Origin of the sequence: Arthrobacter sp. zg-Y895, assembly GCF_020731025.1 — a bacterium.
GTDB lineage: Bacteria > Actinomycetota > Actinomycetes > Actinomycetales > Micrococcaceae > Arthrobacter_B.
In genome coordinates this window covers 1-25,521 of the sequence record NZ_JAJFZY010000010.1, presented here as the reverse complement: position 1 = coordinate 25,521, position 25,521 = coordinate 1, and the positions used below count along the sequence as shown (strand labels likewise).

Genomic DNA, 25,521 nt, shown 5'->3' with positions numbered 1-25,521 from the left:
ACGGAAACTCCTTTAGTTGTCGCGTTCCGGAAAAAGTAAGCCTACGTACAAACCGAAGCGGGCGGAACGCTAGGAGTTGCGCTTTGAGCCGAAGAAGTCCCGCAGCAGGCGCGCCGATTCCTCCTCGCGCACACCGGGAAACACCTCGACCCAGTGATTCAGGCGACGCTCCCGCAGGATGTCGAACACAGAACCGGAGGCCCCGGCCTTCTCATCCCAGGCGCCGAACACCACCTTCGGCACCCGCGCCAGGACAATCGCCCCGGCACACATGGCGCACGGTTCGAGCGTCACCACCAAGGTGCAGCCCTCCAGCCGCCATTCCCCGACGGCGGCAGCCGCCTTCCGGATGGCCAGCACCTCGGCGTGGCCGGTCGGGTCCCCGGTCGCCTCACGCTCGTTGCGCCCGGTACCCAGCACCTCGCCGTCGGGACCCAGTACGACGGCGCCGATCGGCACGTCGCCTGTCTCCAGCGCCTTGCGGGCTTCGGCCAGGGCAAGGTCCATCCAGGTTTCGTGTGTTCGGGAAAGGGACTCCATGCCTGCCATCGTCTCCCATTCGCGCGCGCACGGGCGAACGCGGAGAGAGGCAGGGCGCAATGGTAGTTTTGAAGCATGCGCGTACTTGTAGTGGATCACCCCCTCGTTGCCCACAAACTCACCGTTCTCCGCGACAAGGACACCCCGTCACCGATCTTCCGTCAGCTGACGGAAGAGCTGGTCACCCTGCTGGCCTATGAAGCCACCCGAACCGTCCGTGTGGAGCCGGTTCCGATCGAGACTCCCGTCACCTCCGCCGTCGGCACGGGCCTGGTCAAGCCGACCCCGCTGGTGGTTCCCATCCTGCGCGCCGGCCTCGGCATGCTCGAAGGCATGACCCGCCTGGTCCCCACGGCCGAGGTCGGATTCCTGGGTATGGCCCGGAATGAAGAAACCCTGGAAGCCATCACCTACGCTGAGCGTCTTCCGGATGACCTCACCGGCCGCCAGGTCTTCGTCCTGGACCCGATGCTGGCCACCGGCGGAACCCTGCGCGAAGCCATCAAGTTCATGTTCCAGCGCGGTGCCGCGGAAGTCATCTGCATCTGCCTGCTGGCTGCCCCGGAAGGCCTCGCGGTGCTCCAGGAGGAACTCCAGGACGCGAACGTCACCGTGGTCCTCGCCTCGATCGACGAGCGCCTCGATGAGAACGCCTACATTGTTCCCGGCCTGGGCGACGCCGGCGACCGGCTTTACGGCGTCGTCTAACCACCTCATCCGAAGGGCCGCCTGCGACGCGGTTCTTCCGCCAGTAAAAAAGCTTCGAAGCCCTGTCCACTATGTGGACAATAGCTTCGATGCTTGACGGCACCTGCTTCGTAAGCTTGCTTGCGGAGTGGGTGCCTTTTTTCTAGACTCCGTTCGATATGACCGAACAGTGCCGCGAAGTGGTGCGAAATAGATTTAGGTCTTATACATATTTACGCATAGCTATTCATTGTGTCTTTTTGTGAACTACGTCACAAAACGACCCATAACGTCCACTATGTGAGACAACCGACCCTTTGTTACTTGCGTGAATCCCTTTGTGACATGCAATAATCCGGAGTGTGAACACCAACACGGCAGCAGCAGTCACAGGCTTCCCAAGCGGCCTCCGGGCCGCGAAGGAAACTGGTTGTTGTCGAATGCATACCTCTGGAACCACCCCCATCCCGAGGTAAGACTCAGGCCCAACTATGGGCATAATAGGCGCCGTCTCGACCGGGCACACCCCCAGCAATCGAGCCGTGATGACGTCAAGTCACGATGAGGTCCCACATGTCAGTAGCATCCGGTTACGTCCACATCTCCCTGCGCAATGCGCAGAACCGCGCCGGATCAGGTTCCCAGCGCCAGGCCGCCGTCGGCGGTTTCCCCGGCTCATACGGCGCGCAGCCGTTTGGGAACCAGTCCTATGGCGTCCCGGCCCCCGGCGGCGCCGGAGTCCGTCCGCTCCGCGCAGTTCCGGGCCAGGATGCCAGCCCCATGACCGCCCCCATGTCGGTGGTCACTCCGAACGGTATTCCCGGGCCGCAGCCGGTCAGCAATGACACGGCTGCCCGTGGATTCGTTATTTATGTCGGCCTCGATGAAGAAGCCGCCGCGGCCAACGGCACGTCGCTGAGCAAGCTGGCGCAGGAAATCCGGGCCTACGTGCAGACCCTGGTGCCCGGCGCCCAAAGCCACGCAGCCGTGGCGCTTGCCCCTGCCGGAGCCACCGGTTCGGATATCGACGTCGTCCGGCAGGCGCTCGGGGACCCCACGGTCCGGCGGCAGCCGGCCCCGCAGCAGGTTCCGGCACCCCCGGTTCCGGCAGCTATCCGGCCCTCCGGAGTCCTGATTGACCTGTCCCGACGCGAGGTGCACCTCGACGGGGACACGCTGAACCTGACCTTCAAGGAATTCGAGCTCCTGAACTACCTGGTGGAGAACGCCAGCAGGACCGTTGGGCGTGAAGAGCTGTTGGCTGGCCTGTGGCGCAATGCCGAAGAGGTGCCGAACGAACGCACCATCGACGTCCATATCCGGCGTCTGCGGTCCAAGCTGGGCCGGCTGGCCAACACCGTCCGCACGGTCCGCGGGCAGGGGTACCGCTTCTACGAGCACCCCGAGGTTGTTGTCTGGGCCGCACCGGAATACAGCATCTAGCTGCCAGCCGCGGTCCTTAGGACCGCAGCCGCGGACGGAGCGGGGGCTCCGTCCGCGGCTAAACTTGGCAAATGACCGGCCACCACCTCAAGAAACTCCAGCTCCTTCGCCATGCCAAGGCGGACTGGCCCCGCGACGTTGCAGACCACGAGCGCCCGCTCTCCGGGCGCGGACACCGGGACGCACCCCTGGCCGGGCAGTGGATGCGCGAGCACGGCAGCATTCCCGACTTCATCCTCTGCTCGTCAGCCCTGCGCGCGCGGCAGACATGCACCTGGGTCTGCAAGGAACTAGGGGATAAGGCGCCCACTGCCAAGCTCGAAGACGGTCTCTACATGGCGACGCCGGAGCGGATCCTCAGCCTCATCAACCACGTGCCGGAAACGGTCACCAGCCTGCTGGTAATCGCCCACCTCCCCGGCGTCCAGGATCTGGCCATGCGCCTGGCCTCGGCGGACTCGGATGAAGAAGCCGTCATGGAAATGGCCACCCGCTATCCGACGTCGGGCCTCACCGTCATGGAACACGCGCTGCCGTGGGCCGAGCTGGACGGACGCGACGCCCGCATCACCGACTTCGTGGTGCGCCGGGCCTAAATGCTGATTTCCGGCTGCAGCGTCTTCAGGGTCCACAGCCGGTGCCGCCGGGCAGCCAGCAGGGAGAGCAGCAGTCCGACGGCGGTGTAGGCCAGCAGCCCGACGGCGACGGCGGTGACCTGCGTTAGGTCCCCTCCGTACAGCAGCTGCCGCAGCCCGGTCACCGTGTAGCCCATCGGCAGCACGTCGTGGGCCAGATGCAGGGGCGCCGGGATGGTCTGCCACGGGAAAGTGCCGCCCGAGGAGACCAGCTGCAGCACCAGCAGCACCAGCACCACGAACTTGCCGACAGACCCCAGCAGCGCCACGATGCCCTGGATCAGCGCCGAGAACGCCATGGAAGCCATCAGCAGCAACCCCCAGGCCAGCACCGGGTGGACGGGGTCCAGTCCCAGTCCGAACCGCACCACTGCATACAGCAGGGTCGCCTGGACCAGCGAGACACCGAGGAACGGCAGCCAGCCGCCCAGGGCAATCTTCCAGCCCGGGGCATTGGAGGCCAGCGCCCGACGGCTGATGGGGCGCATAGCCTGCGCCAGCATGAAGATACCCACCCACATGGCCAGCGTCAGGAAATAGGGAGCCAGTCCCGCACCGTAGCTGCCTGCCTCGGCCTGGTCCACCGTGCTGACGGTCAGCGGATCGGCGATTACCGCGGAGCCGTTGGCCCGTTCCTCGTCGTTCGGGTTGGGGATTTCACCCGCACCGTCCTTCAGCTGCCGGGCCAGTTCGGCAGACCCGTCGCGAAGCTGCCCCACCCCGTCCTGGAGGCTGCCCGCACCGGCGGCGGCGGCGTCGACTCCTGCCGCCAGCTCCCGGGTGCCGTCCAGGGCCTGTTGCTCACCGCCCGCCAGCCCGCCGGCCCCCGAGGAGAGCTCGGCGGCACCGGTGGACAGGTCCGCTGCGCCGGCGGAAAGCCGGGAAGCGCCGTCGTTCGCAGCGCTGATGCCCGAGGTGAGCTGCGGGGCGCTGCCTGCCAGTTGGTCCGCACCTGCCGAGACGGCTGCAGCCCCGTCGGAGAGCGCCTTCAATTGCTCGAGCCCGCCGGTTCCGGCGGGGGTTCCGGCAAGCTCCTGCTGCAGGGCTGCGGCCTGCTCCGGTGTCAGCACACCCCGCTGCACCAGCCGCGTCACGGCATCGGTGACACCCTGCCGGGCTGCGTCGGCGGAAGCTGTTACAGCGGATTCCACTCCGGCCGTTCCGGCGGCCACCTGCCGGGCGCCGTCTGCCAGCTGCTGTGTCTGCTGCGGCAGCTGTGCCGTGGCGGAGGAGAGCTGTCCCAGGCCCGAGGAAAGCTCGGCCGCACCTGAGGACAACTGATTCGCTCCCGCGGACAGCTCTCCGGCGCCCGTCGACAGCTGGTTGGCTCCGGCAGCCAGCTGTTCCTGCCCGGAGACCAATGCCTGCGCTCCGGAGGACAGGGTCCCCAGTCCGGTGGCGAGCTCGGCGGCCCCGGAATCCGCGGACGCTGCACCATCGGCGAGCTGCCCGGCGCCGTCGGCGGCCCGTTCCAGCTCGCCGTGCACTGTGCTGAAGCCGGTCAGCAGCTGGTTGGCGGTTTCCTCGCCGACTTCCGCCGCCACGGTGTCATGGACGGAAGAGGTCAGCTTGTCCACGATGCTGCTGAGCAGGTAGTTGTTCGCTTCATTGGTGGTGACATGCAGGGTCGCCTTCCGGGCGGTCGCCGGATCAGACGCCGAGGCCAGGTTCGCGGAAAAGTCCCCGGGAATGGTCAGGGCAAATTCATAGGTGCCGTCCTTCACCCCACGCTCCGCGGCAGCGGCACTGTCCGCCATCTTCCAGTCGAAGGTCCCGTCCTCCACCAGGTTTTCGCGGACCGTGGCGCCGACGTCGAGCCGGCCGTCAGCGGTGTCGGCCCCGTCGTCGTCGACCACCAGGGCGGCCTTGACGCCGTCGAGGTTTCCGTAGGGATCCCAGTTGGCATACAGGTAGACGGCGCCGTAGAGCAGGGGGACCAGGGAGAGGGCGAGGATGGCCAGCTTCGGGAGGGTGCCGCTGGTCATGCGGCGAAGCTCGCTGAGTGCCAGGCGGAAGGCGGTCATGCGGAGACCTCCTCGGCGGTGGTGGTGCTCGAGGCTGCGTTGGTGTCCGCGGAGGCCCCCGCAGCAGCAGTGGGACCGGTCCAGTCCGGCGGGATCTGCGCCACCACCGCAACGGCGGTCACTAGGCGTGTGGGTGAGGACACGCTGCCGGTGAGCACGGGCAGCCAGGCCTCCGGATCGGCGCCGTGGCGGTCAGGAGAGTCAAAGACCAGCAGTTCCACGTCGACATCCGCCAGCGCCAGCCGGGTCAGCAGATCCAGCCGGATGTCCGGTGCCAGCTCCTCGACCCACCGGGGAGACAGATCCGAGAGGCCTTCGTCGGACAGCCAGTCGGCGGCTTTTCCCCGCGGCCGGTTCCGGCGGGGGATCAGCGCCAGGTCTTCGGCGACCAGGTCCCGCACGCGGAAATGCCGTTCGGGTTCGTTGACCTCCGGCGAATCGATCAGTGCCGCGTGTCGGCGCAGATGCTCCAACCGCGCATTGTGCCCCCATGCGAGGTTGCCGGCGGTGGGGCGCATCCTGCCCGCAAGCACCAGGGCGAGGGCAGTACGGGTGGACTGGTCATCGCCGGAGACCAGGAGCAGCCCGCCGGTATCCGCCTCGAGGGTTGTTGGAGGGAGGAGGGCACTGTGGCGCCCCTTCATAAAGAGGGATTCCGCACTGAGCATGGTCTTCGCCTTGGGTCCTTAGGGTCGCTGTGCGCCTGGCACGCTTCAGAGGCGCATCTGCAAACCTACGGGAAACTGACTAGTCAGTTCAAATGAGAGCGCGGAGAGGTCTGCCACAGCAGAACCGGCATGAAGTCACAGCCCGTACTTTTCCAACAGCCTGAGCCATACCTCGCTGATGGTGGGGTAGGCGGGCACGGCATGCCAGAGCCGGTCCAGCGGCACCTCGCCGGTGATGGCAATCGTTGCCGCCTGCAGCAGTTCCGAGACGCCCGGTCCGACGAAGGTCACCCCGACCAGCACTCGCCGGTCCTCGTCCACCACCATCTGAGCCCAGCCGCGGTAGTTGTCCGCATACAGCGAGGAGCCGGCGACGGCGATTTCCAGCGATGTTTCCGAGGCGTTCACGCCGTCCGCCCGGGCCTGCTCGAGCGTCCGCCCGACCATCGCTGCTTCCGGGTCGGTAAACACCACCTGCGGCACGGCGTAATGGTCCGCAGTTGCCGTGTACCGGCTCCAGGCAGCAGGTTCCGCGCTGCCTGGTTCCTGCTTTGCCCGCGCGGCAATCACGTCGCCGGTTGCCCGAGCCTCGTATTTGCCCTGATGGGTGAGCAGCACTTTCCCCGCGGCGTCCCCCACGGCGTACAGCCACCCGCCGTCGACGCCCGCCACCCGGCCGGAGTCATCGGTGTCCAGTGCCTTCGGGGCCAGGCCGATTTCCTCAAGGCCCAGCCCGTCCAAGGCAGGACGGCGCCCGGTGGAAACCAGCAGCCGATCTCCGCTCACGGTGTCGCCGCCCTCGAGCGATACTTCCACGCCGCCGTCGTCGGACTTCCGCACGGACGTGGGGGAGGCGGAGGTGCGTACGTCCACGCCGTCGGACTCGAGTCCTTCCCTCACCAGCGCACGTACCGGTTCGGGGAAGGAACCCAGGATGTCGTGCCGGGCCAGCAGGGTTACCTTCGAGCCCAGGCGCGCGTAGGCCTGCGCCAGTTCGACGCCGGACACCCCGCCGCCGATGACGACGAGGCGGCCGGGAATCCCGGTGGCGGAGGTGGCATCCCGGGTGCCCCAGTACTCAGTGGTGTCCAGGCCCTCGATCGGCGGAACGGACGGGGTGGAGCCGGTGGCGAGGACGACGGCGTGCCGCGCGGAAATGCGCAGGGTCCGGCCGTCGTTGGCGGCCACTTCCACCTCGCGTTCTCCCGTAAGCCGTGCCCGGCCGCGGACCAGTTCGATGCCGGCGCCGGCGACCCACTCGGCCTGCCCGGCATCATCCCAGTTGGAGGTGAACGAGTTCCGGCGCTCCAGGACGGCGGCGGCGTCCAGCGTGCCGGTGACCGCCTCACGGGAACCCGCCAGCGACTGTGCCTCCTTCAACGCCGTGCCGGGTCGCAGGAGCGCCTTGGAGGGCATGCAGGCCCAGTAGGAGCATTCGCCGCCCACCAGGGCCGCTTCCACCAGGACGGCGGCCAACCCGCCGCGGACAATGCGGTCTGCCGCATTTTCTCCCACGGCACCTGCGCCAATCACCACTACGTCGGTCTGCAGAGTCTCAGTCATGGACATGAGCCTTGCACCGCGGCGGGAGCGGGGCAACGGGTAGCTTGTCCTACCCGTCGAAATACGTTTCCGCGGGCCGACCGTTGACCGAGGCCACCACGGATTCGGCGACCTCGCGCAGTTTCATGTTCCGGTGGCTGGAGGCCGCACGCAGTACATCGAAGGCCTGCTGCTGGGAGCAGCGGCTCTGTCCCATGATGATGCCGATGGCAATATCGATGCTGGTGCGGGAACGCATGGCGGCCACAAGGTCCTCTGCCCTTGCGGCTGTGTCGGTAATGCGGATAGCCAGCCGTACGGCTGCCGCAGCATGCCGGGCAAAACTCTCAGCCGCCTGCACCGTGGCGTCGGGGAAGGCGTTTTCGCGGTCTGCGTACAGGTTCAGGGCGCTGAGGTAGTCGCCGGACAGGGCAATGGGCACGGCGAGGACGGAGCGCAGGCCGTGACGTGTTACCTCGCTGGTGTAGTCCGGCCAGCGCTGCTCGGCGGCCAGATCCTTCACCAGGACGGTTGTGCCGCTGCGTGCTGCGGTGAGGCAGGGGCCGTCGCCGTACGAATACTGGATCTCATCCAGGTGCCTGGCCTCCTCGCTGCTGCTGGCCACGACACGGGGCCGGGATTTATGCAGGAGCGTCACGGCGCAGGAGACGGGGCCGTCCGGGCCGGAGAATTCGCGGGAGGCCAGGACTGCTGACCGGTTGAGGAAATCCTGTACGTCCGGGCTCTCCAGCACCAGATCTATGAGTACCGAGGGTAACTGCGTGCTATTCGGACTGGGCATGCCGGCGTCCTTAGGGGTCCGGCCGCTGCGGGAAAGGCCTTCCGGCGCAGACTGCCGGCCCGGTTGCTTACCGACCACCCTACGTAGGGCAGGGGCGGGTAGCCAGAGACAGCAAAAAACCCGGCCCGATCAGTTCTCCTGATCGGACCGGGTCTGAGTGGTGCGCGCGAAGGGATTCGAACCCCCAACCTTCTGATCCGTAGTCAGATGCTCTATCCGTTGAGCTACGCACGCATAAGAACTATTGTATCAAAACCGATTCTCATCGGTTTCTTTCAAGTTCTTCCGTGGCTGTTTGGCCGTAGATAACTATAGCGGGCTTTTGGAGGCAACACCAATCGAGATGTATGTCGGCTGTGTCACTAGACCGGTCTACGTGACCTTAGTCACATTAGAGCAGGTTGGAGGCCCTGATTCTCTTGGATTTGTGGGACCGATCACGAATGCAGCAGTAAAGGTGCGATCTTTACCGGCAAAGCGTCCCGAAAGGCACAACTAGCATCAAAACACACCACTGACCCAACGAAGGGAAGAGTCATGGGCCATGACGCGCGTCAGCTAGTTCTTGATGAGAACGGCGAGAATGCTGCAAGCCAGCCGCTGGACAGCACCACGGGAGAGGCTGCTGCACCCACCACCCACCAGGCCCTCCTTGCGTGGGTAAAAGAAGTAGCCGAGCTGACGCAGCCTGACCGCGTGTACTGGGTCGACGGTTCCGAAGAGGAAAACCGGTCCCTCACGAACGAACTTGTGGATGCCGGCACCCTGGTGCGGCTGAACCCCGAGACCTTCCCGAATTCCTTTGCTGCCTTCTCCGACCCCAAGGACGTGGCCCGGGTCGAAGAGCAGACCTTCATCTGCTCCGAAAAGCGCGAAGACGCCGGCTTCACCAATAACTGGATGGACCCGGGCGAGATGCGCGCCAAGCTCAACGGCCTCTTCGCCGGTTCCATGCGCGGGCGCACCATGTACGTAGTGCCCTTCGTTATGGGCCACCTGGCCGCGGAGGACCCGAAGTTCGGCGTTGAAATCACCGACAGCGCCTACGTGGTCGCCTCCATGCGCATCATGGCCAACATCGGCACCGAAGTGCTGCGCAAGATGGAAGAGGTGGACGCCTTCTTCGTGCCGGCACTCCACTCCGTAGGCTTCCCGCTGGCCGAGGGCGAAGAGGACGTAACCTGGCCCTGCAGCGACGAGAAGTGGATCGTGCATTTCCCCGAGGACCGCTCCATCTGGTCCTACGGTTCGGGCTACGGCGGCAACGCCCTGCTGGGCAAGAAATGCTATGCCCTGCGCATTGCCTCCATCATGGCCCGGGACGAAGGCTGGCTGGCCGAGCACATGCTCATCCTCAAGCTCACCAGCCCGGAACAGAAGGACTACTACGTCTCCGCCGCCTTCCCCTCGGCCTGCGGCAAGACCAACCTGGCGCTCCTGGATCCGACCATCGAGGGCTGGAAGGTCGAAACCCTGGGCGATGACATCACCTGGATGCGGTTCGGCAAGGAAGGCGAACTGCGTGCGGTGAACCCGGAGGCGGGCCTCTTCGGCGTCGCTCCGGGCACCGGATGGAGCACCAACCCCAATGCCATGCGTGCCATCGCCAAGGGCAACTCCATCTTCACCAACGTGGCGCTGACCGACGACGGCGGTGTCTGGTGGGAGGGCATGACGGATGAGGCGCCCGCGCACCTCACCGACTGGCTCGGGCAGGAATGGACGCCCGACGCCGGCCGCCCGGCCGCGCATCCGAACTCGCGCTTCTGCACGCCGATCGACCAGATCGACATGCTGGCAGACGAATACCACTCTCCGAACGGGGTCCCGGTCTCGGCCATCCTGTTCGGCGGGCGCCGCAAGACCACCGTTCCCCTGGTGACGGAGGCCCGTGACTGGGCCAGCGGCATCTTCATGGGCTCCACGCTGTCCTCCGAAACCACCGCCGCCGCTGCCGGTCAGGTGGGCGTGGTCCGGCGCGATCCGATGGCCATGCTTCCGTTCATGGGTTACGACGCCGGCGACTACCTGCGGCACTGGATCGAACTCAGCGGCAAGGCCAACCAGGAGAAGCTGCCGAAGATCTTCCTGGTCAACTGGTTCCGCCGCACGGCCGACGGCGGATTCGCCTGGCCGGGCTTCGGCGACAACGCCCGGGTGCTCAAGTGGGTCATCGAACGCCTCGAGGGCAAGGCGGACGCGGTGGAAACGCCCATCGGGTTTGTGCCCACGGGCGATTCCATTGACCTCACCGGCCTGGACATGACCCCCGCCGACGTGGAGCAGGCCGTCCGCGTGGATCCGCAGGAATGGGCCACCGAGCTGGAGGGCATCGACGAGTGGTACCACCGCTTCGGTCCCACCCTGCCGCAGGAACTGAAGGACCGGCTGGCCGAGCTGAAGGACCGCTTCGCCACCGCCTAACCGGCAGACAAAAGGGAAGCCCCGCCGAACTCCGGCGGGGCTTCCCTTTTGCAGTACTAGGGCTGGTTACTCAGCGTCGGCCCAGACGATGGGCTCGCCGCCCTCCCAGATGGGTTCGTTGAACGTCCACTCGCCGTCCTGCTCCGAGTAGGTCTGGATGGCGGAGATGCAGACGCCTTCGGAGTGTTCGGTGACGATGTGGATGGCGTCGGTGTTTTCCTCCGGCAGGTGGATGTCGGAGAACACGGCAACGGCGCGGTTTTCGCCCTTCTGCTCGGTCAGCACCGTGTAAAGGTCCTCGATCATCGAGTCCGCATCCAGGTCCTCGTCGCTGTCCTCGGGGGCGACGGCGATCATCCGCAGTTCGCCGTCCTTCTGCACCACGAGCGCGGCCGGCAGGAAAGCGCCCTGCGCCTCAAGCTGCTCCTGCGTCACACCGAGGGCGGTACCCAGCAGGGAGTTCAGGTCCTCCTGGACCTCGGCGGAGGGCTCTGATCCGTTCAGTTCTACATCTGCCATTGTTATTTCCTTACTAGTTTCAATACGTGGTCGCGGACCCGCTCCATGGTGGGCAGGTCCTCTGCTTCAGCGTTCAGACGCAGGAAGGGTTCGGTGTTGGACGCGCGGAGGTTGAACCACCACGCGCCGTCGTCGGCGGTGAACGTCACGCCGTCGAGGGTGTCCACCGTGACGCCGTCGCGCTCGAATTCGGCGCGGACGCGGGCAACGGCGGCCGGGACGTCCTCGACCCGGGAATTCACTTCGCCGGAGGAGATGTACGGCTCATATTCGCGGGCCAGATCCGAGAGGCTGCGGGACTGCTCGCCCAGGGCCGCGAGTACGTGCATGGCCGCAAGCATGCCGGTGTCGGCGTTGTAGAAGTCGCGGAAGTAGTAGTGCGCGGAGTGCTCGCCGCCGAAGACGGCACCTTCGCTGGCCATCACTGCCTTGATGAAGGAGTGGCCCACCCGCGTGCGGACGGCACGGCCGCCGTCGTGCGCCACCAGTTCGGGCACCGCGCGGGAGGTGATCAGGTTGTGGATGATCACGGGCGTCTCTTCGCCGGCGGCCTTGGCCCGGGCGATCTCGCGGCGGGCGACCAGGGCGGTGACGGCGGAGGGGCTGACCGGCTCGCCCTTTTCGTCGATCACGAAGCAGCGGTCGGCGTCGCCGTCGAAGGCGAGACCGATGTCGGCGCCGTGTTCGACGACGGCGGCCTGCAGGTCCCGCAGGTTCTCCGGCTCCAGCGGGTTGGCCGGGTGGTTCGGGAAGGACCCGTCCAGTTCAAAGTAGAGGGGAACAATGTCCAGGGGCAGCCCGGGCAGGATGCTGTCGCCGAGCACTGCGGGGGTGGTCATGCCGGCCATGCCGTTGCCCGCATCCACCACTACCTTCAGCGGCCGGATCCCGGACAGGTCCACCAGGTTGCGCAGGTACTTGGCGTAGTCGGACAGGACATCCCGGACGGAGATGGAACCCTTGGCTGCCGCCGCCGGAATGACGCCCTCGTTCAGGTACTGCTCGGCGAGGGCCTGGATCTCCTTGAGGCCGGTCTCCGAGGAGATGGGCACGGCGCCGGCCTTGGCCATCTTGATCCCGTTGTACTGCGCCGGGTTGTGGCTTGCGGTGAAGGTCACACCGGCCGCATTCATCACTCCGCAGGCGTAGTAGAGCTCGTCGGTGGAAATCAGGTCCAGCAGGAGCACATCGGCGCCGCGGGCGGTGGCGCCGCGCGCGAAGTCGCGGATGAACTCGGGCGAGGACGGACGCATGTCACCGCCAACCAGTACTGTCTGCCCGGACAGGCCCTGAACGTCTACAAACGCGGCCCCTACGGCCTCGACGATCTGCGGGGTGATGGTCTCGCCCACGACGCCGCGGACGTCGTAGGCCTTGAAGGACGCGGAGAGGTCGAATGCATTGTTCACGTTGGCCAGTCTATAGGGGGTGCCCGCCGCGGCGGTCTTGTCCACAGTTCAAATCCGGTGCAGGGAACAGTTCCAAGGGGCTGGGATAGTGGATGGTATGGAAAGCACTGATACGCAAGGCACTGTTTCTGGGACCGCTTCTGACTCTGTTTCCGAGAGCACGCGTTTGCTGCACAGCGAGGCGGTGGAGCTGCTGCGGGCCCTGGTGGGCAATGACTCCGCAGAGTTCCACCAGGACCAGTTCGAAGCCATTGAGGCCCTCGTGGCCGGCGGACGGCGTGCCCTGGTGGTCCAGCGCACCGGCTGGGGCAAGTCCGCGGTGTACTTCGTCGCCAGCCTGCTGCTGCGGGCACGGGGGGCAGGTCCCACATTGATTGTTTCCCCGCTGCTGGCGCTGATGCGGGACCAGGTGGCTGCCGCCGCGCGGGCCGGGGTCCGCGCCGTGGCCATCAACTCCGCCAACCAGCTGGAGTGGCAGGACATTTCCGCGAAGCTCGAGGCCGACCAGGTGGATGTGCTGCTGGTTTCCCCGGAACGGCTGAACAATCCCGGGTTCCGCGAACAGCACCTGCCCGAGCTGATCCGGCGCTCCGGGCTGCTGGTGATCGACGAAGCGCACTGCATCTCCGACTGGGGCCACGACTTCCGCCCGGACTACCGCCGCATCCGCCACCTGATCGAGCGGCTGCCCTCCACGGTTCCGGTGCTGGCGACCACTGCCACGGCCAACAGCCGCGTGGTGAAGGACATTGAGGAACAGCTCGCCGCCGGCGGCGAAGACGTCTTCACCATCCGCGGCCCGCTGGCCCGCAAATCCCTGCGGCTCGGTGTCCTGCGGCTGCCCAACCCCAAGGCGCGCCTGGCCTGGCTGCTGACGCACCTGGACGAGCTGCCCGGCAGCGGCATCATCTACGCCCTGACCGTCTCCGGCGCCGAAGACACCGCCCGGCTGCTGCAGAAGGCCGGACATCCGGTCCTTGCCTACACCGGGCGCACCGATCCCGCGGACCGGGAAGAGGCCGAAGCCGCCCTGAAGGAGAACCGGGTCAAGGCGCTGGTGGCCACCAGCGCGCTGGGCATGGGCTTCGACAAACCCGATCTGGGCTTCGTGATCCATCTGGGTGCGCCGTCCTCCCCGGTGGCGTACTACCAGCAGGTGGGACGTGCCGGCCGCGGCACCCCGAACGCCGATGTGCTGCTGCTGCCGGGTGCGGAGGACCGTGACATCTGGCAGTACTTCGCCACGTCCTCCATGCCGGAGGAAGGGCCTGCCACCGCAGTGCTCTCCGAGCTGGCGTCCGGCGAAGTGCTGTCCGTCGGTGTCCTGGAGACCCGGGTCAACCTGAAGCGCTCGCCGCTGGAACTGCTGCTGAAGGTCCTGTCCGTGGACGGCGCCGTCGAAAAGGTGGCCGGCGGTTGGCGGGGCACCGGGCAGCCGTGGCATTACGACCGGGAACGCTATGAACGCATTGCCGCGGCCCGGGTGAAGGAACAGCAGGCGATGCTCGATTACGAGAGCACCACCGGCTGCCGCATGCAGTTCCTCTCCCAGCAGCTCGACGATCCGGCCGCCGCACCCTGCGGACGCTGCGACAACTGCGCAGGCCGCTGGTTCGGCGACGACGTCGCGGCGGAGGCCACCGACAACGCGGCCCAGGCGCTGGACAAGGTTGGCGTGGAGGTGGATCCGCGTGGAATGTACCCCTCGGGCATGGACCGGCTGGGTGTGCCGGTCAAGGGCAAGATCAAGCCGGACCGGACCGTTTCCAGCGGGCGTGCCCTGGCCCGGCTGACCGACCTGGGGTGGGGTGGACGGCTACGGGAAATCTTCGCCCCCGGCGCCGAAGACATGCCGGTGGACTCGGCACTGCTTCACGGCTGTGTACAGGTCCTGGCGCAGTGGGGCTGGGCCGAACGCCCGGTGGCCATTGTGTCCATTCCGTCCCGGTCCCGGCCGCAGCTGGTGGACTCGCTCGCGAGCGGGCTATCGGAGCTTGGCCGGATTCCGTATCTGGGGACGCTCCAGCTGCCGCACGGCGGACCCACGGGCGGCCCCGGCGGCAACAGTGCCTTCCGGCTGGCCGCCGTCTGGGACCAGTTTGCGGTTCCCCCCGAAGGGGCTGCCTGGTTCGCCGCGAACCCCGGACCGGTGCTGCTGGTGGACGACTTCGCGGACAGCCGCTGGACCCTCACCGAAGCCGGGCGCGTGCTGCGGGAAGCCGGGGCCGAAGCGGTGCTGCCGTTCGTGCTGGCGCTGAAGGCCTAGCGCCGCCCTGCGGTGCAACAGCGGCGGGACGGGCGAGCCCGTCCCGCCGCTGTTTTCCCACCGGTTATTTGCCGACGAATTCCAGCAGGGCTGCATTGACCTCGGCGGTATGCGTCCACAGGAGGCCGTGGGGTGCGCCGTCGATCTCCACGTAGTCCGCTGCGGGGACCAACTTCCGGAAGCGGCGGCCCGTGGCGTCGATCGGCAGGATGTTGTCCGCCGTGCCGTGCAGGATCATCACGGGTTTGCCGCTTTCGCGGACCGCATCGACGTCGGCCCGAAAGTCTTCAATCCAGGTGGGCACCACGGCGTAGGCTGCCACCGGGGCACTCGCCGTGGCGACGTTCCAGCTGGCCGTGACGGCCTCCTGGCTGATCCGGCTGCCCAGGTTCTCCTTCAGGTTGTAGAAATCGGAGTAGAAGTTGGTGAACCAGGCGTAACGGTCTTCGCGGGCGGCTGCTGCGATGCCGTCAAACACTTCCTGCGGCACGCCCTCGGGATTGTCTTCCTTGGCCACCAGGAACGGCTCGAGCGAGGCGAGGAAAGCGAGTTTGGCAATGCGGTCATGGCCGTGCCGGCTGACGTAGCGGGCCAGTTCCCCGGTGCCCATGGAGAAGCCGACCAGGATCACGTCGCGCAGGTCGAGCGTCTCCAGCACGGTGTTCAGGTCCGCGGCGAAGGTGTCGTAGTCGTAGCCGGAACCGACCTTGCTTGACTGTCCGAAGCCGCGGCGGTCGTAGGTAATGACGCGGTAGCCGGAGGCGAGCAGTTCGCGGGTCTGGCGCTCCCAGGAATGGCCGTCCAGGGGATACCCGTGAATCAGCACTACCGGCTGGCCGGTTCCCTGGTCTTCGTAGTAGAGGTGGATGGCGGTGCTGTTTTCGGTGCCAACTTCGATGTAACCCATCAGGGGTTCCCCTCTCGGATCGGGCGGGAACGGCCGTTCCCGTTGCGAGGAAGATGCTAAGAGAAGGAACGCCATTCGGTAAGCGTGCGGGCTGCCCGCAAATGCTGCAGACTCTATCCGGGAGGCGGCACGTGTAGCCGGGAGGGGAAGCGCATGCGTCAGGATGATTCGCAAGAGCTGGGCACCAAACGCAGGGCGGACCACAACGCGACACGGTGGCTGGCGGCGGCGACAGGTGCCGGAGTAGTGCTGGGCGCGGCCTGGCACCTCGCCGGCAATCTCCCTTTCCTTCCGCAGAACCGGTTCGGCTCCCTGCTTGTCGGTTTCGGCGCCGGGATCCTGGCCGCGGCGCTGCTCTCAGCAGCCTGGGCGCTCACGGCATGGTGGGAGGGCAGACGGGGGACCCGGCAGCAGCGGGGAGCCCTGGCAGCGCTCGCAGGACTCGCAGTGTTCAGCGTTCCCTTCACCCCGGATCTGGTCTTCAGCCCGGTTTTCGGGGCTGTCCTACTGCTGCTTGCGGTGCGGACCCGCGATGCCCGGACTGCGGCGATGGGCATCACGGCACTCGCTGCAGCGGTCGTGCTTGCGGTGTTTCCTGACCTGCCCGGGGCTCCGGTGATGCTGGGGCTGGTGACCATTGCCGCCCTCTCGGTCGCGGTGCGGCCGGGCAGAACCCTGCCCTCCGGAAACCCTACTGGCCGCGGTAAACCGGCGGACGCCGTTCAGCGAAGGCAGCGGTAGCCTCGCCGAAATCGTGGCTGGCCAGGAACGCTGTGTTCCAGACCTGCACATAATCCAGCCCGTCCTGGACCTGCGCCTGGGTCCGCCGGTTCATCACCTGTTTGACGCCCTGCACGACCAGCGGGGGATTCGCAGCTATCTGCACGGCCAGCTCGCGTCCGCGCGCGACGACGTCGTCCGCCAGTTCCGTGACCAGGCCAAGGGACGCGGCGCGGTCGGCGTCGAAATCCTCTCCGGTCAGGGCCAGCTGCCGGGTGGCGCCTTCACCGATGATGGCGGGCAGCCGCTGCAGCGAGCCGAGGTCCGCCACGATGGCTACCCGAACCTCACGGACGCTGAAGCGCGCGGTGCGGGAGGCAATACGGATGTCCGCTGCGGCAATAACGTCAATGGCTCCGCCGATGCACCAGCCGTCCACCGCTGCAATGACCGGCTTCGCGCTGCGGGCCAGCGAGGTGACGGCGTCCTGGAGGTCCTTGATCTGCCGGCGGAAACCTTCGCGCAGCTTGGCATCCATGCCGCCGGCGGCGAGCAGCGGCGCGAACACCGGAGCCATGGCGGGCAGGTCCAGGCCGTAGCTGAAATTCCCGCCGGAGCCGTAGAGCAGGACGGACCGGACGGCGTCGTCGGTGCTGAGCGCGTCAAACACTGCGGGCAGCTCGGCCCAGAAATCCGGGCCCATGGCGTTGCCTTTGGAGGGTCCGATCAACTGCACCTCGGCCACGCCGCCATGAATTTCGACACTCAGGGATTTCAGGGAAGGCAGTGAAGTGGCGCTGGACGTCATGGCATCTCCGTTGATTTGGGCGTCATTGTGCTGGACGTCAATATACCGGTCGTTTTAAGGCCCGAAGAAAGCAAAGCTAGGATCAAGGTATGGAGCTTGCGGTTATCATTCTCTTCGTCCTATCCATCGCTGTTTTGAGTGCGCTCTGGGGCAGGTTCGAGAAGCGCCGTGCCGCCAACCCCAAGCCGGAGGCAGGCGCTTCCAGCGGTGCCGACGGTTCGGGCGGTGCACGCCCGGCGCGGCCGGCACGGCCTGCACGTCCCCGTCCCGCGCCGGCGGCAACCGGCACGTCGCCGCAGGCCGCCAGAGATGCTGCCGCGCTGCTGAGCGCAGATCAGCACCGGCAGATATATGCCGCCCTCGGACAGGGCCAGCCGGTAAAGGCGCTGAAGCTCTACGCGATGTTCACCGGCGCCGGCATCCGGGCCTCGGGGGCTGCCATCACGAACATGGCTGCGCACCCGCAGCCGTATGTACGGCCCATCCCGGATCCCGCGTCGGCGGCCACGCCCGACGCCGCGAAGCCCGGTGCGGCCGCGCCGGATGCAGCCAAACCCGCAGCCGGGGCAGAATCAGAAGCGGTCCGGGAAGAAGAGATCAGCAAATGGGCGCAGAAGCTGCGCCCCGAGGACTTCCTCAAGCCGTAGGGCACTCCCGCCGGGGCATTGGGTGCAGCAGGCGTTACCGCCCGGCCCGGCCGCCCTCGAGCAGACGCTCCCGCTGGTTCCGGCCGTCCGGACCGTACGGATAGTTGCCGACCTGCGGGACGCTCAGGTCCGTCAGGCGCTGCTTTTCCTCGGCGGTCAGCACCAGGAACGCCGCCCCCAGGTTGTCAGCGAGCTGGTCCGTCGTGCGCGCGCCGAGGATTACCGAGGTCACTCCGGGACGGTCCGCCAGCCAGGCCAGTGCCACCTGTGCCGGCGTGGCGGAGTGTGCGGCAGCCAGCGTCCGCAGTTCGTCGACGATCCGCCAGGTCCGCTCGTTATGGCTGCGCAGGTCCCACCCCTGGAACTGCCGAGTGGGGTTGTCGCCCACGCGCGTGTTCCCGGCGGGTACCGTCTCGCGGCGGTACTTGCCGGTGAGCCAGCCGCCGGCAAGCGGCGACCAGGGCAGCAACCCCAGCCCGGCGTCGAGCGCTGCGGGAACAATCTCGGATTCGATCTCCCGCTCAAGCAGGTTGTACTGCGGCTGGAGCGTGACCGGCAACGCCCAGCCGTGTTCGCGGGCCACGTAGACGGCCTTGGTCAGCTGCCAGCCGGTAAAGTTGGAAAGCCCGTAATAGCTGATCTTCCCCGCGGTGATGGCGTCATTGAGGAAGCCCAGGCTCTCCTCAAGCGGAGTGCAGGGATCCCAGGCATGCAGCTGGTACAAGTCCACGTGGTCCACACCCAGCCGGGTCAGGGAGTCATCCAGCGCGCGGCGCAGATGGCGCCGGGACGTGCCCAGGTCGTTGGCCCCGCCGCCCATCGGGAAGCGCCCCTTGGTGGCGAGGACGACGTCGGCAGCTTCCGTGGGATGGGCGTGCAGCCAACGGCCGATGATTTCTTCGGACGCACCGGTTGTGTAGACATCCGCGGTGTCCACGAAGTTCCCGCCGGCCCGGACGTAATCGTCGAGGATGGCGTTCGAGGCCCGCTCGTCGGATTCGTTCCCGAAGGTCATGGTGCCCAGCGCATAGTTGCTGACAGAGGTTCCACTGTTGCCGAGCAGTCGCATTTCCATGGGTATTTTCCTTCACGGTAGGGAAGCCGGTGAACCGGCTGCCAGCTTATCCGCCGAGGGGCCTGAAAGCTCCCGGTCGCAGAGGTCCCGGCCTGAGAGCTTCCGGTCCGAAAGGAGGGCGGCGAACAACAGGGAATCCCGCCGCTTCCCGCGCACCAGCCGGTGTTCCCGGAGCCGGCCTTCGAAGGCGAAGCCGTTCTTTTCCAACACCCGGACCGAGCCCGCGTTCCCGGGATGGCAGGTGGCTTCCACCCGCACCAGCCCCATCGGACCGAAGGCATGGCCGAGCAGGAGTGCTGCGGCTTCGGTGGCAAGGCCCTGCCCCCACACATCATGCGCCAGCGTATATCCCAGTTCCCCGTTGCGGTCGGACGCGCTGGTGGTCCACACCGCCGCCGTCCCCACCAGACGGTCTTGGAACAGCACGGCCAGCGTGAACCGGGTCCTCTCCGGGGCAGCAGGTTCGGCGGCGGCGTCCGCGACGAAGGACCGCGTATCGGGCCAGGTATTGGGTCCCCACGTGGACCACTGCGTGACCATCGGATCGGAGGCAAATGCGTGCACGGCGTCGACGTCGTCGGCCCGGAAATCCCGCAGCGTCACCCGCGGTCCGTGAAGCAGGATGCCGTCCAGTGCCATAGCTGCGTGCCCTTCTGAAGCGATTCGGTGGTGAATCTAGGGTAGACGCAAAAAAACCCCCGGTTGCCCGGGGGTTTCAGCGCGGAGACGGGGGGATTTGAACCCCCGGTGGGCTTTAGGCCCACACTTCATTAGCAGTGAAGCCCATTCGGCCGCTCTGGCACGTCTCCAACTTGCATACTTACAACGCCGGCAACTTCCGCTGCCAGCCTGACAAGACTACCGGCAACTTGCCGATTAGGGCAAAACGCCTCAGGCCAGTCTTCCGGTGAGCGCTTCCCAGAGGAATTCGTAGGACATGGCGTGCATCCGGGCCGACTGCCGGTTGTCCGCCGCACCGGCGTGCCCGCCCTCCAACGCTTCGTGGAACCAGACCTTGTCCGCACCCATGGCCTTCATCCGGGCAGCCATTTTGCGGGCCTGCACCGGACCTACCCGGTCATCGCTGGTGGCCGTCCAGATCAGCGTGGGCGGATAGGAAACGTCTTCCTTGATCAGGTGGTAAGGGGAGAACGTCTGAACGAACTCCCACTGCGCGGGATCGTCCGGGTCACCGTATTCGGCGATCCAGGAATATCCGGCGGAAAGCTTGGTGTAGCGGCGCATGTCCAGCAGCGGCACCCCGCAGGACACAGCACCGAACAGGTGCGGATAGGTGGTGAGCATGTTGCCCACCAGCAATCCGCCGTTGCTGCGTCCGGTGCAGCCCAGATGCTCCCGGGAGGTAACGCCGCGGGCCACGAGGTCCTCGGCCACGGCGGCGAAGTCCTCGTAGGCCCGGTGCCGGTTTTCCTGCAGCGCGGCACGGTGCCATTCGGGTCCGTATTCCCCGCCGCCGCGGATGTTGGCCAGCACATAGACGCCGTGCCGTTCGACGCCGTCGGCGTCCGTGGTGCGCCGCTCCAGCCAGCCGCGGCCCACTACTCCGCTGTACGCGGGGGTCAGGGAGGCTTCGAATCCGCCGTACCCGTTGAGCAGGGTGGGGTTGGAGCCGTCGAGCACCAGGTCCTGCGGGCCCACCTGGAAGTAGGGAACCTTGGTGCCGTCCGCAGACACGGCGAAGTGCTGTTCGACCGTCAGTCCCGAAGCGTCGAACATGGTGGGGGAGGTCTTGACCGCTTCGGCCCGGCTGCCGTCCCGGGAACCGGGACCGGCCAGGGTGCCGCGGGACAGCGTGGACGGCGTCAGGAACCCGGTGCTGATCAGCCAGTAATCGTTGCCGGCGTCTTCGTCCTCGTCATCCACGGCGTACGCGTCCACCGAGTGCAGCGGCGGGCAGGCGTCCAGGATGTCCGCCCGCCAGCCGTCTTCGGGGGTGAGGACCAGGATTTCGGAGCTCACATCGCGCAGCAGGTTCAGCAGCAGCCGGTCCCGGGTCCAGCTCCAGGACTGCAGCGACGTGGACGCATCCGGGGTGAAGAGGCGGTGGACGGTCCGGTTTCCGGCGGTGAATTCGTCCAGCGACGCGGCCAGCAGCGAACCGGCGGGGTGGGTGAGGCCGTCGATCTCCCAGTCGGTCCGCGGCCGCAGCAGCAGCCACTGGCGGTGAACATCCACGTTCACGTCCAGCGGGACATCAAGCTGCACCCAGTCGCTGCCCTCCCGCAGGAAGGTACGCGTGTTGTAGAAGTCGATGATGTCCACGGCCAGGTCCCGTTCGAAGCCGGGCGTCTGGTCCCGCTGCACCACGGCCATCATGTGGTCTTCCGGAACCTCGAAGAAGGGTTCGGCGTCCAACAAGTCCTGCCCCCGGTGCAGGATGCGGCTGGTGCGCGGGTAGGAGGAGGTAGTCATGGAACCCGGGCCGAAGTCCGTCCCCACATACAGGCTGTCCTCACCGGCCCAGCTAATCCGGCTCTTGGCCGCGGGAATGTCGAAGCCGCCGGGCACGAAAGCGCGGTCGACGACGTCGAACTCCCGGTAGCGGGCCGCGTCACCGCCGTCGGGGGAGAGGGCCACCAATGCACGGCGGTAGGAAACGCCGTCCTGCGGGCGCAGGAACATAGACCCGCCCCACACCCATTCGATCCCCTCGGCCGCGCTGAGCTCATCCAGGTCCAGCAGCACCTCCCACTCGGTTTCCGTTGCCGTGTAGCTCTCCCACGTGGTGCGGCGCCACAGGCCCTTCGGGTGTTCTGCGTCGCGCCAGAAGTTGTAATAGTGCTCCCCGCGCTTGGCGACCATGGGGATCCGGTCCGTGGAATCCAGGACTTCGAGCAGCCGTTCCTCCGTCTGCTCGAATCCGGTGCGCGAGAGCAGGTTTTCGGTCACGGCGTTCTCGGAGCGGACCCAGTCCAGCTGCTTATCTCCGTAGATGTCCTCCAGCCAGAGGAACTCGTCGGTAGGGGCTGAATCGGCGGCGTCGAGGTTCGGGGATGTCATGCGCCCATCCTAGCTACCGAGGCTTTCCAGTCGTGCTCGACGGGGTGTGCCCGCCTGCCCGAACCCGCGCCGCTCCGGCTCCGGATACCCTAGATGGATGGATCACACGCAGAGTTTCCGGGTAGCTGTCATTGGCGCAGGACCCCGCGGCCTCTCCGTAGTGGACCGGCTTCTGACCAACCGGCGGGCCGGTGCGCAGCGCCAGCCCCTCCGGATTGAGCTGATTGACCCTTTTAACCCGGGTCCGGGCCACGTCTGGCGGACCAATCAGTCGCGGCTTTTCCTGATGAACACACCGGCGCTGTTCCCCACCGTGGTCCCGGCCGGGGATACGGTCCGCGACCTGCTGCCCTCGCCCGCCGGACTCTCCTTTAACCAGTGGCGCGAGCTGATGGGTGCCGGCACCCGTGCGGCGGATGGTCTCTCCGCCGGTGACCGCCAGGAGCTGGCCGCGCTTGGTCCCGCGGATTTCCCCAGCCGTCCGTTGTACGGGCGGTATCTGGAGTGGACCTACGACCAGCTTCGGAAAACGGCGGCCGACGACGGCGTGGAGCTCGTACACCGCCGCACCGAAGCGCTGGGCATCTCCCGCGAAGCGGCCGGCCGGCTGATCGTCGAGCTGGAAGGCCAGCAGGTTCTGGCGACGGACGCCGTGGTGCTGGCCCTGGGGCACCTGCCCGCACTGCTTTCCCCGGAACAGGCACGGCTACAGGACGCCGCCCAACGCCACGGCCTGACCTACCTTCCGCCGGCAGTGCCGGCCGACGTCGACTTCTCCCGCCTGCCCGCCGGGGAACCGGTGCTGGTGCGCGGTCTGGGCCTGAATTTCTTTGACGTGATGGCTGCGGCCACCGTTGGCCGCGGCGGGCGGTACGTGTCCACCGGGCAGCCTGCCGGCCGCGCCCTGCGCTACGAACCCTCGGGCCGGGAACCGCAGCTGATCGCCGCCTCGCGCCGCGGCACGCCCTACCGGGCCAAGGCGAAACTGGACTCCTACGTTCCCCGCGGAGTCCACCTCCGCTGGCTGACCCGCGACAGGGCGCTCGCCCTCCGGGCGGACGGCCTGTTGCCCGGTTTCGACCATGATCTCTGGCCCTTGCTGCACCGTGATGCGGTCTGGGCGTATTACAGCACGCTCGCCCGGGTGGCCCCCGCCGAGCTGAACGGCACCGCCGCGCAATTCTCTGACCAGCTGGAAGCTGCCCTTAACCTTCCGGGCCCGGAGTGGGATGCCGCGAAGGAAGCGGTGCTGGACGCCTACGTCCCGTCCAACCGCCGCACCAACCTTGAAGCCCTGGCCCAGCCGCTGGGACGCCGGCCGTTCAACGGGGCCGAGGATGCGGACAACGCCGTCCTGGCCTATCTGGAGGATGACGCAGCAGGATCTGCCGCCGGGGAAGACGACCCGTTGAAGATGGCAATCGGAGCCCTGAACGCCGGACGCAGCCTCCTGAAAGCGGTGGTGGCCGACGGCGGCCTGGCCGAAGCATCCTGGCTCAGCGAACTGCGGGGCTGGTTCGAACCGCTCGTCGAAGGCCTGGCCAGCGGCCCGCCGCCGGAGCGGATCGAACAGCTCGCCGCACTGGTCCGCGCCGGCCTGGTGCACTTTGTCGGCCCCGATCCCCGTTTCGACGTGGACGAGGCCCGCGGCGTGTTCACCGCCTCCTCACCGTGGGTGGGTACGGAGTATGCCGCCTCCACCCTGATGGAGGCCATGATGCCGCCCAACCGGGTGGACCGCAGCGTCTCACCGCTGCTGGCAGGACTGATCCGCGACGGCCTGGCCCGGCCGAAGGTCATGATGTCCGCCGACGGTACCCCCGTGCTGACTCCCGGGCTGGACGTTACCCTGCCGCCTTACCGGGCGGTGGGTGTCAGCGGCGAACCGGTGGAGAACCTGTTTGTGCTGGGCCTGCAGCTGTCCTCGGTCCAGTGGGGAACGGCGATTGCCGCCGAGGCCGGCGCTCCGGCAGCGGAAGGCTCGCGGACGCTGCAGGACGCCGACGCGATAGCCGCTGCGGTGCTGTCCGCTGCCGCGTCCACCGCTGCGGTTCCGAATTCGCGGGCCACGGCCCCGGAACCGTCGGCCGGCCAGGACCAACCTGCTGTGCTGGGCTGAACCCGGCTTTCAAGCCTGCACGTCGCACAGTAACAGTGGCGGTGAGGGGCGCCGGAGCGGCGCGCCCAGCGCTCAGCGGCGGGTGAACCTGGCCCCTGCCAGGGTGTGCCGCGCCGATAAAATCGGCATCAGCGGGGCTGAACCACTCCATTTCGTGCTCCTATCCAGCACGGCAGCCGCCTCGCGAATCAACCCGAGAGGACACGTTGTGATGAAAGCTTGGCAGTACATGGGGGACCGCAAACCGATCCAGCTGAACGAAATCCCGGAGCCCGTTCCGGCACCCACGCAGGTCATCATTGACGTCAAGGCGGCGGGCCTGTGCCACTCCGACGTGATGTACATGGAGGTCGGAGAATCCGCCATGCCGTTCCTGCCGATGACGCAGGGGCATGAAAACGCCGGCGTGATCACCGCGCTGGGATCCGAGGTGACCGGCTTCCAGGTCGGGGACGTCGTCGGCGTATGCTCCTCCGGAGTCCAGCCGCCTACCGGCATGTTCACTCCCGGCGGCTTCGCGGACAAGCTCGCTGCGGACTACCGCGACCTGGCCCGCGTTCCCGAGGGCCTCGATATTTCCCTCGCTGCCCTCGCCACGGACGCCGGCATGACCTCCTATCACGCCATGATCAAAGTCGGGAAGGCAGCCAAGGGCATGAAGGTCGGCGTGATCGGCTTCGGCGGCCTGGGGCAGATCGGCGCCCGCGCCGCCGTCCTGGCCGGTGCCGAAGTGCACGTAGCCGAGATGAAGGAAGAAGCCTGGGCCAATGCCAAGGAGGCCGGCGTGGTTTCCTGCGTCAAGGACGCCGCGGAATGGGTCACCGACCCGCGGCGTGGCGGCGACTTCGACCTCATCGTTGACTACGCAGGGTTCGACACCACGCAGAAGGCCGTGAATGCGGTCCGGCGCGGCGGCAAGGTGGTCCAGGTTGGCCTCGGCAAGCCCACCTTCACGGTGGCGACCAACACCATCCTCGGCAAGTCCATTGAGGGTTCCCTCGGCGGCACCGTGGAAGACATCGAGGAAGTCTTCGACCTGATGCTCCGCGGCGAGATCACTCCGGGGTACGAGGAAATCAGCTTCGACCAGGTCGGTGACGGGCTTGAGCGGCTCAAGAACAACCAGGTGCTGGGGCGCTTGGTGGCCCGCTTCGGCGAATAGCTGTTAACGGCGAATAACCGTTAACGACGGCGGCTGCGCACCTTCCAAGGTGCGCAGCCGCCGGCGTTATTTGACTAGCCCGGGTTGGTCATCGAAAGCTCAA

General features: G+C 66.9%; 21 protein-coding genes and 2 tRNA genes. 9 read left to right on the top strand and 14 right to left on the bottom strand.

What is annotated here, in order from left to right; all coding sequences use genetic code 11:
- Positions 1-69: 69 nt before the first annotated feature.
- Positions 70-540 carry a tRNA adenosine(34) deaminase TadA gene (tadA, locus tag LJ760_RS14525; protein ID WP_227923982.1) on the bottom strand — a complete coding sequence of 157 codons (471 nt, stop codon included), beginning with the start codon at positions 538-540 and terminating at the stop codon, positions 70-72.
- A gap of 75 nt (positions 541-615) precedes the next feature.
- On the opposite strand from tadA, the gene upp reads away from it, so the two are divergent.
- The 3 genes from upp to LJ760_RS14510 all read left to right on the top strand — a co-directional run bounded on the left by upp (position 616) and on the right by LJ760_RS14510 (position 3,266).
- Positions 616-1,248: a uracil phosphoribosyltransferase gene (gene upp, locus LJ760_RS14520; RefSeq protein WP_227923979.1), complete on the top strand. Its 633-nt coding sequence runs from the start codon at positions 616-618 to the stop codon at positions 1,246-1,248.
- A 552-nt stretch (positions 1,249-1,800) separates the two neighbouring features.
- Positions 1,801-2,670: a winged helix-turn-helix domain-containing protein gene (locus LJ760_RS14515; RefSeq protein WP_227923977.1), complete on the top strand. Its 870-nt coding sequence runs from the start codon at positions 1,801-1,803 to the stop codon at positions 2,668-2,670.
- Positions 2,671-2,741: 71 nt separating this feature from the next.
- Entirely contained in the window at positions 2,742-3,266 is a 525-nt protein-coding gene (locus LJ760_RS14510) for a SixA phosphatase family protein (protein WP_227923974.1), read from the top strand.
- Here LJ760_RS14510 and LJ760_RS14505 read toward each other — a convergent pair.
- The 5 genes from LJ760_RS14505 to LJ760_RS14485 form a co-directional block, all read right to left on the bottom strand.
- Positions 3,263-5,329, bottom strand: a complete 2,067-nt coding sequence (locus LJ760_RS14505; RefSeq protein ID WP_227923972.1) for a YhgE/Pip domain-containing protein — start codon at positions 5,327-5,329, stop codon at positions 3,263-3,265. The genes LJ760_RS14510 and LJ760_RS14505 overlap by 4 nt on opposite strands.
- The gene (locus LJ760_RS14500) at positions 5,326-5,997 is read right to left on the bottom strand and encodes an ABC transporter ATP-binding protein (RefSeq protein WP_227923969.1); all 672 of its coding nucleotides are present in this window, start codon (positions 5,995-5,997) and stop codon (positions 5,326-5,328) included. Before LJ760_RS14500 ends, LJ760_RS14505 begins: the two co-directional genes overlap by 4 nt.
- 135 nt (positions 5,998-6,132) lie before the next feature.
- Positions 6,133-7,566, bottom strand: coding sequence for a dihydrolipoyl dehydrogenase family protein (locus LJ760_RS14495; protein ID WP_442860666.1), 1,434 nt, complete (start codon positions 7,564-7,566; stop codon positions 6,133-6,135).
- A gap of 43 nt (positions 7,567-7,609) precedes the next feature.
- Positions 7,610-8,341 carry a GAF and ANTAR domain-containing protein gene (locus LJ760_RS14490; protein WP_227923963.1) on the bottom strand — a complete coding sequence of 244 codons (732 nt, stop codon included), beginning with the start codon at positions 8,339-8,341 and terminating at the stop codon, positions 7,610-7,612.
- A 158-nt stretch (positions 8,342-8,499) separates the two neighbouring features.
- Positions 8,500-8,575, bottom strand: a tRNA-Arg gene (locus LJ760_RS14485).
- Between the two features lie 303 nt (positions 8,576-8,878).
- Here LJ760_RS14485 and LJ760_RS14480 point away from each other — a divergent pair.
- Positions 8,879-10,765: a phosphoenolpyruvate carboxykinase (GTP) gene (locus LJ760_RS14480; RefSeq protein ID WP_227923961.1), complete on the top strand. Its 1,887-nt coding sequence runs from the start codon at positions 8,879-8,881 to the stop codon at positions 10,763-10,765.
- A 66-nt stretch (positions 10,766-10,831) separates the two neighbouring features.
- On the opposite strand, the gene LJ760_RS14475 is transcribed toward LJ760_RS14480, so the two are convergent.
- Positions 10,832-11,284, bottom strand: a complete 453-nt coding sequence (locus tag LJ760_RS14475) for a hypothetical protein (RefSeq protein WP_227923958.1) — start codon at positions 11,282-11,284, stop codon at positions 10,832-10,834.
- A gap of 2 nt (positions 11,285-11,286) precedes the next feature.
- Entirely contained in the window at positions 11,287-12,693 is a 1,407-nt protein-coding gene (locus LJ760_RS14470; RefSeq protein ID WP_227923956.1) for a phosphomannomutase/phosphoglucomutase, read from the bottom strand.
- A 97-nt stretch (positions 12,694-12,790) separates the two neighbouring features.
- On the opposite strand from LJ760_RS14470, the gene LJ760_RS14465 reads away from it, so the two are divergent.
- Positions 12,791-14,959: a RecQ family ATP-dependent DNA helicase gene (locus LJ760_RS14465; RefSeq protein ID WP_442860665.1), complete on the top strand. Its 2,169-nt coding sequence runs from the start codon at positions 12,791-12,793 to the stop codon at positions 14,957-14,959.
- 64 nt (positions 14,960-15,023) lie between these two features.
- Here LJ760_RS14465 and LJ760_RS14460 read toward each other — a convergent pair whose 3' ends face one another.
- Positions 15,024-15,866 carry an alpha/beta fold hydrolase gene (locus LJ760_RS14460; RefSeq protein WP_227923952.1) on the bottom strand — a complete coding sequence of 281 codons (843 nt, stop codon included), beginning with the start codon at positions 15,864-15,866 and terminating at the stop codon, positions 15,024-15,026.
- Between the two features lie 153 nt (positions 15,867-16,019).
- Between LJ760_RS14460 and LJ760_RS14455 the strand changes: the two genes are divergently transcribed.
- Positions 16,020-16,607 carry a hypothetical protein gene (locus tag LJ760_RS14455; protein WP_227923951.1) on the top strand — a complete coding sequence of 196 codons (588 nt, stop codon included), beginning with the start codon at positions 16,020-16,022 and terminating at the stop codon, positions 16,605-16,607.
- Here the strand turns inward: LJ760_RS14455 and LJ760_RS14450 are convergent.
- Positions 16,558-17,394 (bottom strand): crotonase/enoyl-CoA hydratase family protein, encoded by an 837-nt coding sequence (locus tag LJ760_RS14450; protein WP_227923950.1) that lies wholly within the window; start codon positions 17,392-17,394, stop codon positions 16,558-16,560. The genes LJ760_RS14455 and LJ760_RS14450 overlap by 50 nt on opposite strands.
- A gap of 89 nt (positions 17,395-17,483) precedes the next feature.
- Between LJ760_RS14450 and LJ760_RS14445 the strand changes: the two genes are divergently transcribed.
- Entirely contained in the window at positions 17,484-18,041 is a 558-nt protein-coding gene (locus tag LJ760_RS14445; RefSeq protein WP_227923949.1) for a hypothetical protein, read from the top strand.
- Positions 18,042-18,075: 34 nt separating this feature from the next.
- On the opposite strand, the gene LJ760_RS14440 is transcribed toward LJ760_RS14445, so the two are convergent.
- The 4 genes from LJ760_RS14440 to LJ760_RS14425 form a co-directional block, all read right to left on the bottom strand.
- Positions 18,076-19,116, bottom strand: a complete 1,041-nt coding sequence (locus LJ760_RS14440) for an aldo/keto reductase (protein WP_227923946.1) — start codon at positions 19,114-19,116, stop codon at positions 18,076-18,078.
- 12 nt (positions 19,117-19,128) lie between these two features.
- Positions 19,129-19,755, bottom strand: coding sequence for a GNAT family N-acetyltransferase (locus tag LJ760_RS14435; RefSeq protein ID WP_227923942.1), 627 nt, complete (start codon positions 19,753-19,755; stop codon positions 19,129-19,131).
- Between the two features lie 82 nt (positions 19,756-19,837).
- Positions 19,838-19,925, bottom strand: a tRNA-Ser gene (locus LJ760_RS14430).
- Between the two features lie 82 nt (positions 19,926-20,007).
- The gene (locus LJ760_RS14425; protein ID WP_227923938.1) at positions 20,008-22,137 is read right to left on the bottom strand and encodes a prolyl oligopeptidase family serine peptidase; all 2,130 of its coding nucleotides are present in this window, start codon (positions 22,135-22,137) and stop codon (positions 20,008-20,010) included.
- A 97-nt stretch (positions 22,138-22,234) separates the two neighbouring features.
- Between LJ760_RS14425 and LJ760_RS14420 the strand changes: the two genes are divergently transcribed.
- On the top strand, positions 22,235-24,256 hold the full coding sequence (locus tag LJ760_RS14420) for an FAD/NAD(P)-binding protein (RefSeq protein WP_227923935.1): 2,022 nt from the start codon (positions 22,235-22,237) through the stop codon (positions 24,254-24,256).
- Between the two features lie 211 nt (positions 24,257-24,467).
- Positions 24,468-25,418: a zinc-binding dehydrogenase gene (locus LJ760_RS14415; RefSeq protein WP_227923933.1), complete on the top strand. Its 951-nt coding sequence runs from the start codon at positions 24,468-24,470 to the stop codon at positions 25,416-25,418.
- Positions 25,419-25,521 lie beyond the last annotated feature (103 nt).

Excerpts from the sequence above, each read along its gene's own strand:
- tadA (WP_227923982.1), bottom strand. The coding sequence starts at position 540 with ATGGAGTCCCTTTCCCGAACACACGAAACCTGGATGGACCTTGCCCTG.
- upp (WP_227923979.1), top strand. The coding sequence starts at position 616 with ATGCGCGTACTTGTAGTGGATCACCCCCTCGTTGCCCACAAACTCACC.
- LJ760_RS14515 (WP_227923977.1), top strand. The coding sequence starts at position 1,801 with ATGTCAGTAGCATCCGGTTACGTCCACATCTCCCTGCGCAATGCGCAG.
- LJ760_RS14510 (WP_227923974.1), top strand. The coding sequence starts at position 2,742 with ATGACCGGCCACCACCTCAAGAAACTCCAGCTCCTTCGCCATGCCAAG.
- LJ760_RS14505 (WP_227923972.1), bottom strand. The coding sequence starts at position 5,329 with ATGACCGCCTTCCGCCTGGCACTCAGCGAGCTTCGCCGCATGACCAGC.
- LJ760_RS14500 (WP_227923969.1), bottom strand. The coding sequence starts at position 5,997 with ATGCTCAGTGCGGAATCCCTCTTTATGAAGGGGCGCCACAGTGCCCTC.
- LJ760_RS14495 (WP_442860666.1), bottom strand. The coding sequence starts at position 7,566 with ATGTCCATGACTGAGACTCTGCAGACCGACGTAGTGGTGATTGGCGCA.
- LJ760_RS14490 (WP_227923963.1), bottom strand. The coding sequence starts at position 8,341 with ATGCCCAGTCCGAATAGCACGCAGTTACCCTCGGTACTCATAGATCTG.
- LJ760_RS14480 (WP_227923961.1), top strand. The coding sequence starts at position 8,879 with ATGGGCCATGACGCGCGTCAGCTAGTTCTTGATGAGAACGGCGAGAAT.
- LJ760_RS14475 (WP_227923958.1), bottom strand. The coding sequence starts at position 11,284 with ATGGCAGATGTAGAACTGAACGGATCAGAGCCCTCCGCCGAGGTCCAG.
- LJ760_RS14465 (WP_442860665.1), top strand. The coding sequence starts at position 12,791 with ATGGAAAGCACTGATACGCAAGGCACTGTTTCTGGGACCGCTTCTGAC.
- LJ760_RS14460 (WP_227923952.1), bottom strand. The coding sequence starts at position 15,866 with ATGGGTTACATCGAAGTTGGCACCGAAAACAGCACCGCCATCCACCTC.
- LJ760_RS14455 (WP_227923951.1), top strand. The coding sequence starts at position 16,020 with ATGCGTCAGGATGATTCGCAAGAGCTGGGCACCAAACGCAGGGCGGAC.
- LJ760_RS14450 (WP_227923950.1), bottom strand. The coding sequence starts at position 17,394 with ATGACGTCCAGCGCCACTTCACTGCCTTCCCTGAAATCCCTGAGTGTC.
- LJ760_RS14445 (WP_227923949.1), top strand. The coding sequence starts at position 17,484 with ATGGAGCTTGCGGTTATCATTCTCTTCGTCCTATCCATCGCTGTTTTG.
- LJ760_RS14440 (WP_227923946.1), bottom strand. The coding sequence starts at position 19,116 with ATGGAAATGCGACTGCTCGGCAACAGTGGAACCTCTGTCAGCAACTAT.
- LJ760_RS14435 (WP_227923942.1), bottom strand. The coding sequence starts at position 19,755 with ATGGCACTGGACGGCATCCTGCTTCACGGACCGCGGGTGACGCTGCGG.
- LJ760_RS14425 (WP_227923938.1), bottom strand. The coding sequence starts at position 22,137 with ATGACATCCCCGAACCTCGACGCCGCCGATTCAGCCCCTACCGACGAG.
- LJ760_RS14420 (WP_227923935.1), top strand. The coding sequence starts at position 22,235 with ATGGATCACACGCAGAGTTTCCGGGTAGCTGTCATTGGCGCAGGACCC.
- LJ760_RS14415 (WP_227923933.1), top strand. The coding sequence starts at position 24,468 with ATGAAAGCTTGGCAGTACATGGGGGACCGCAAACCGATCCAGCTGAAC.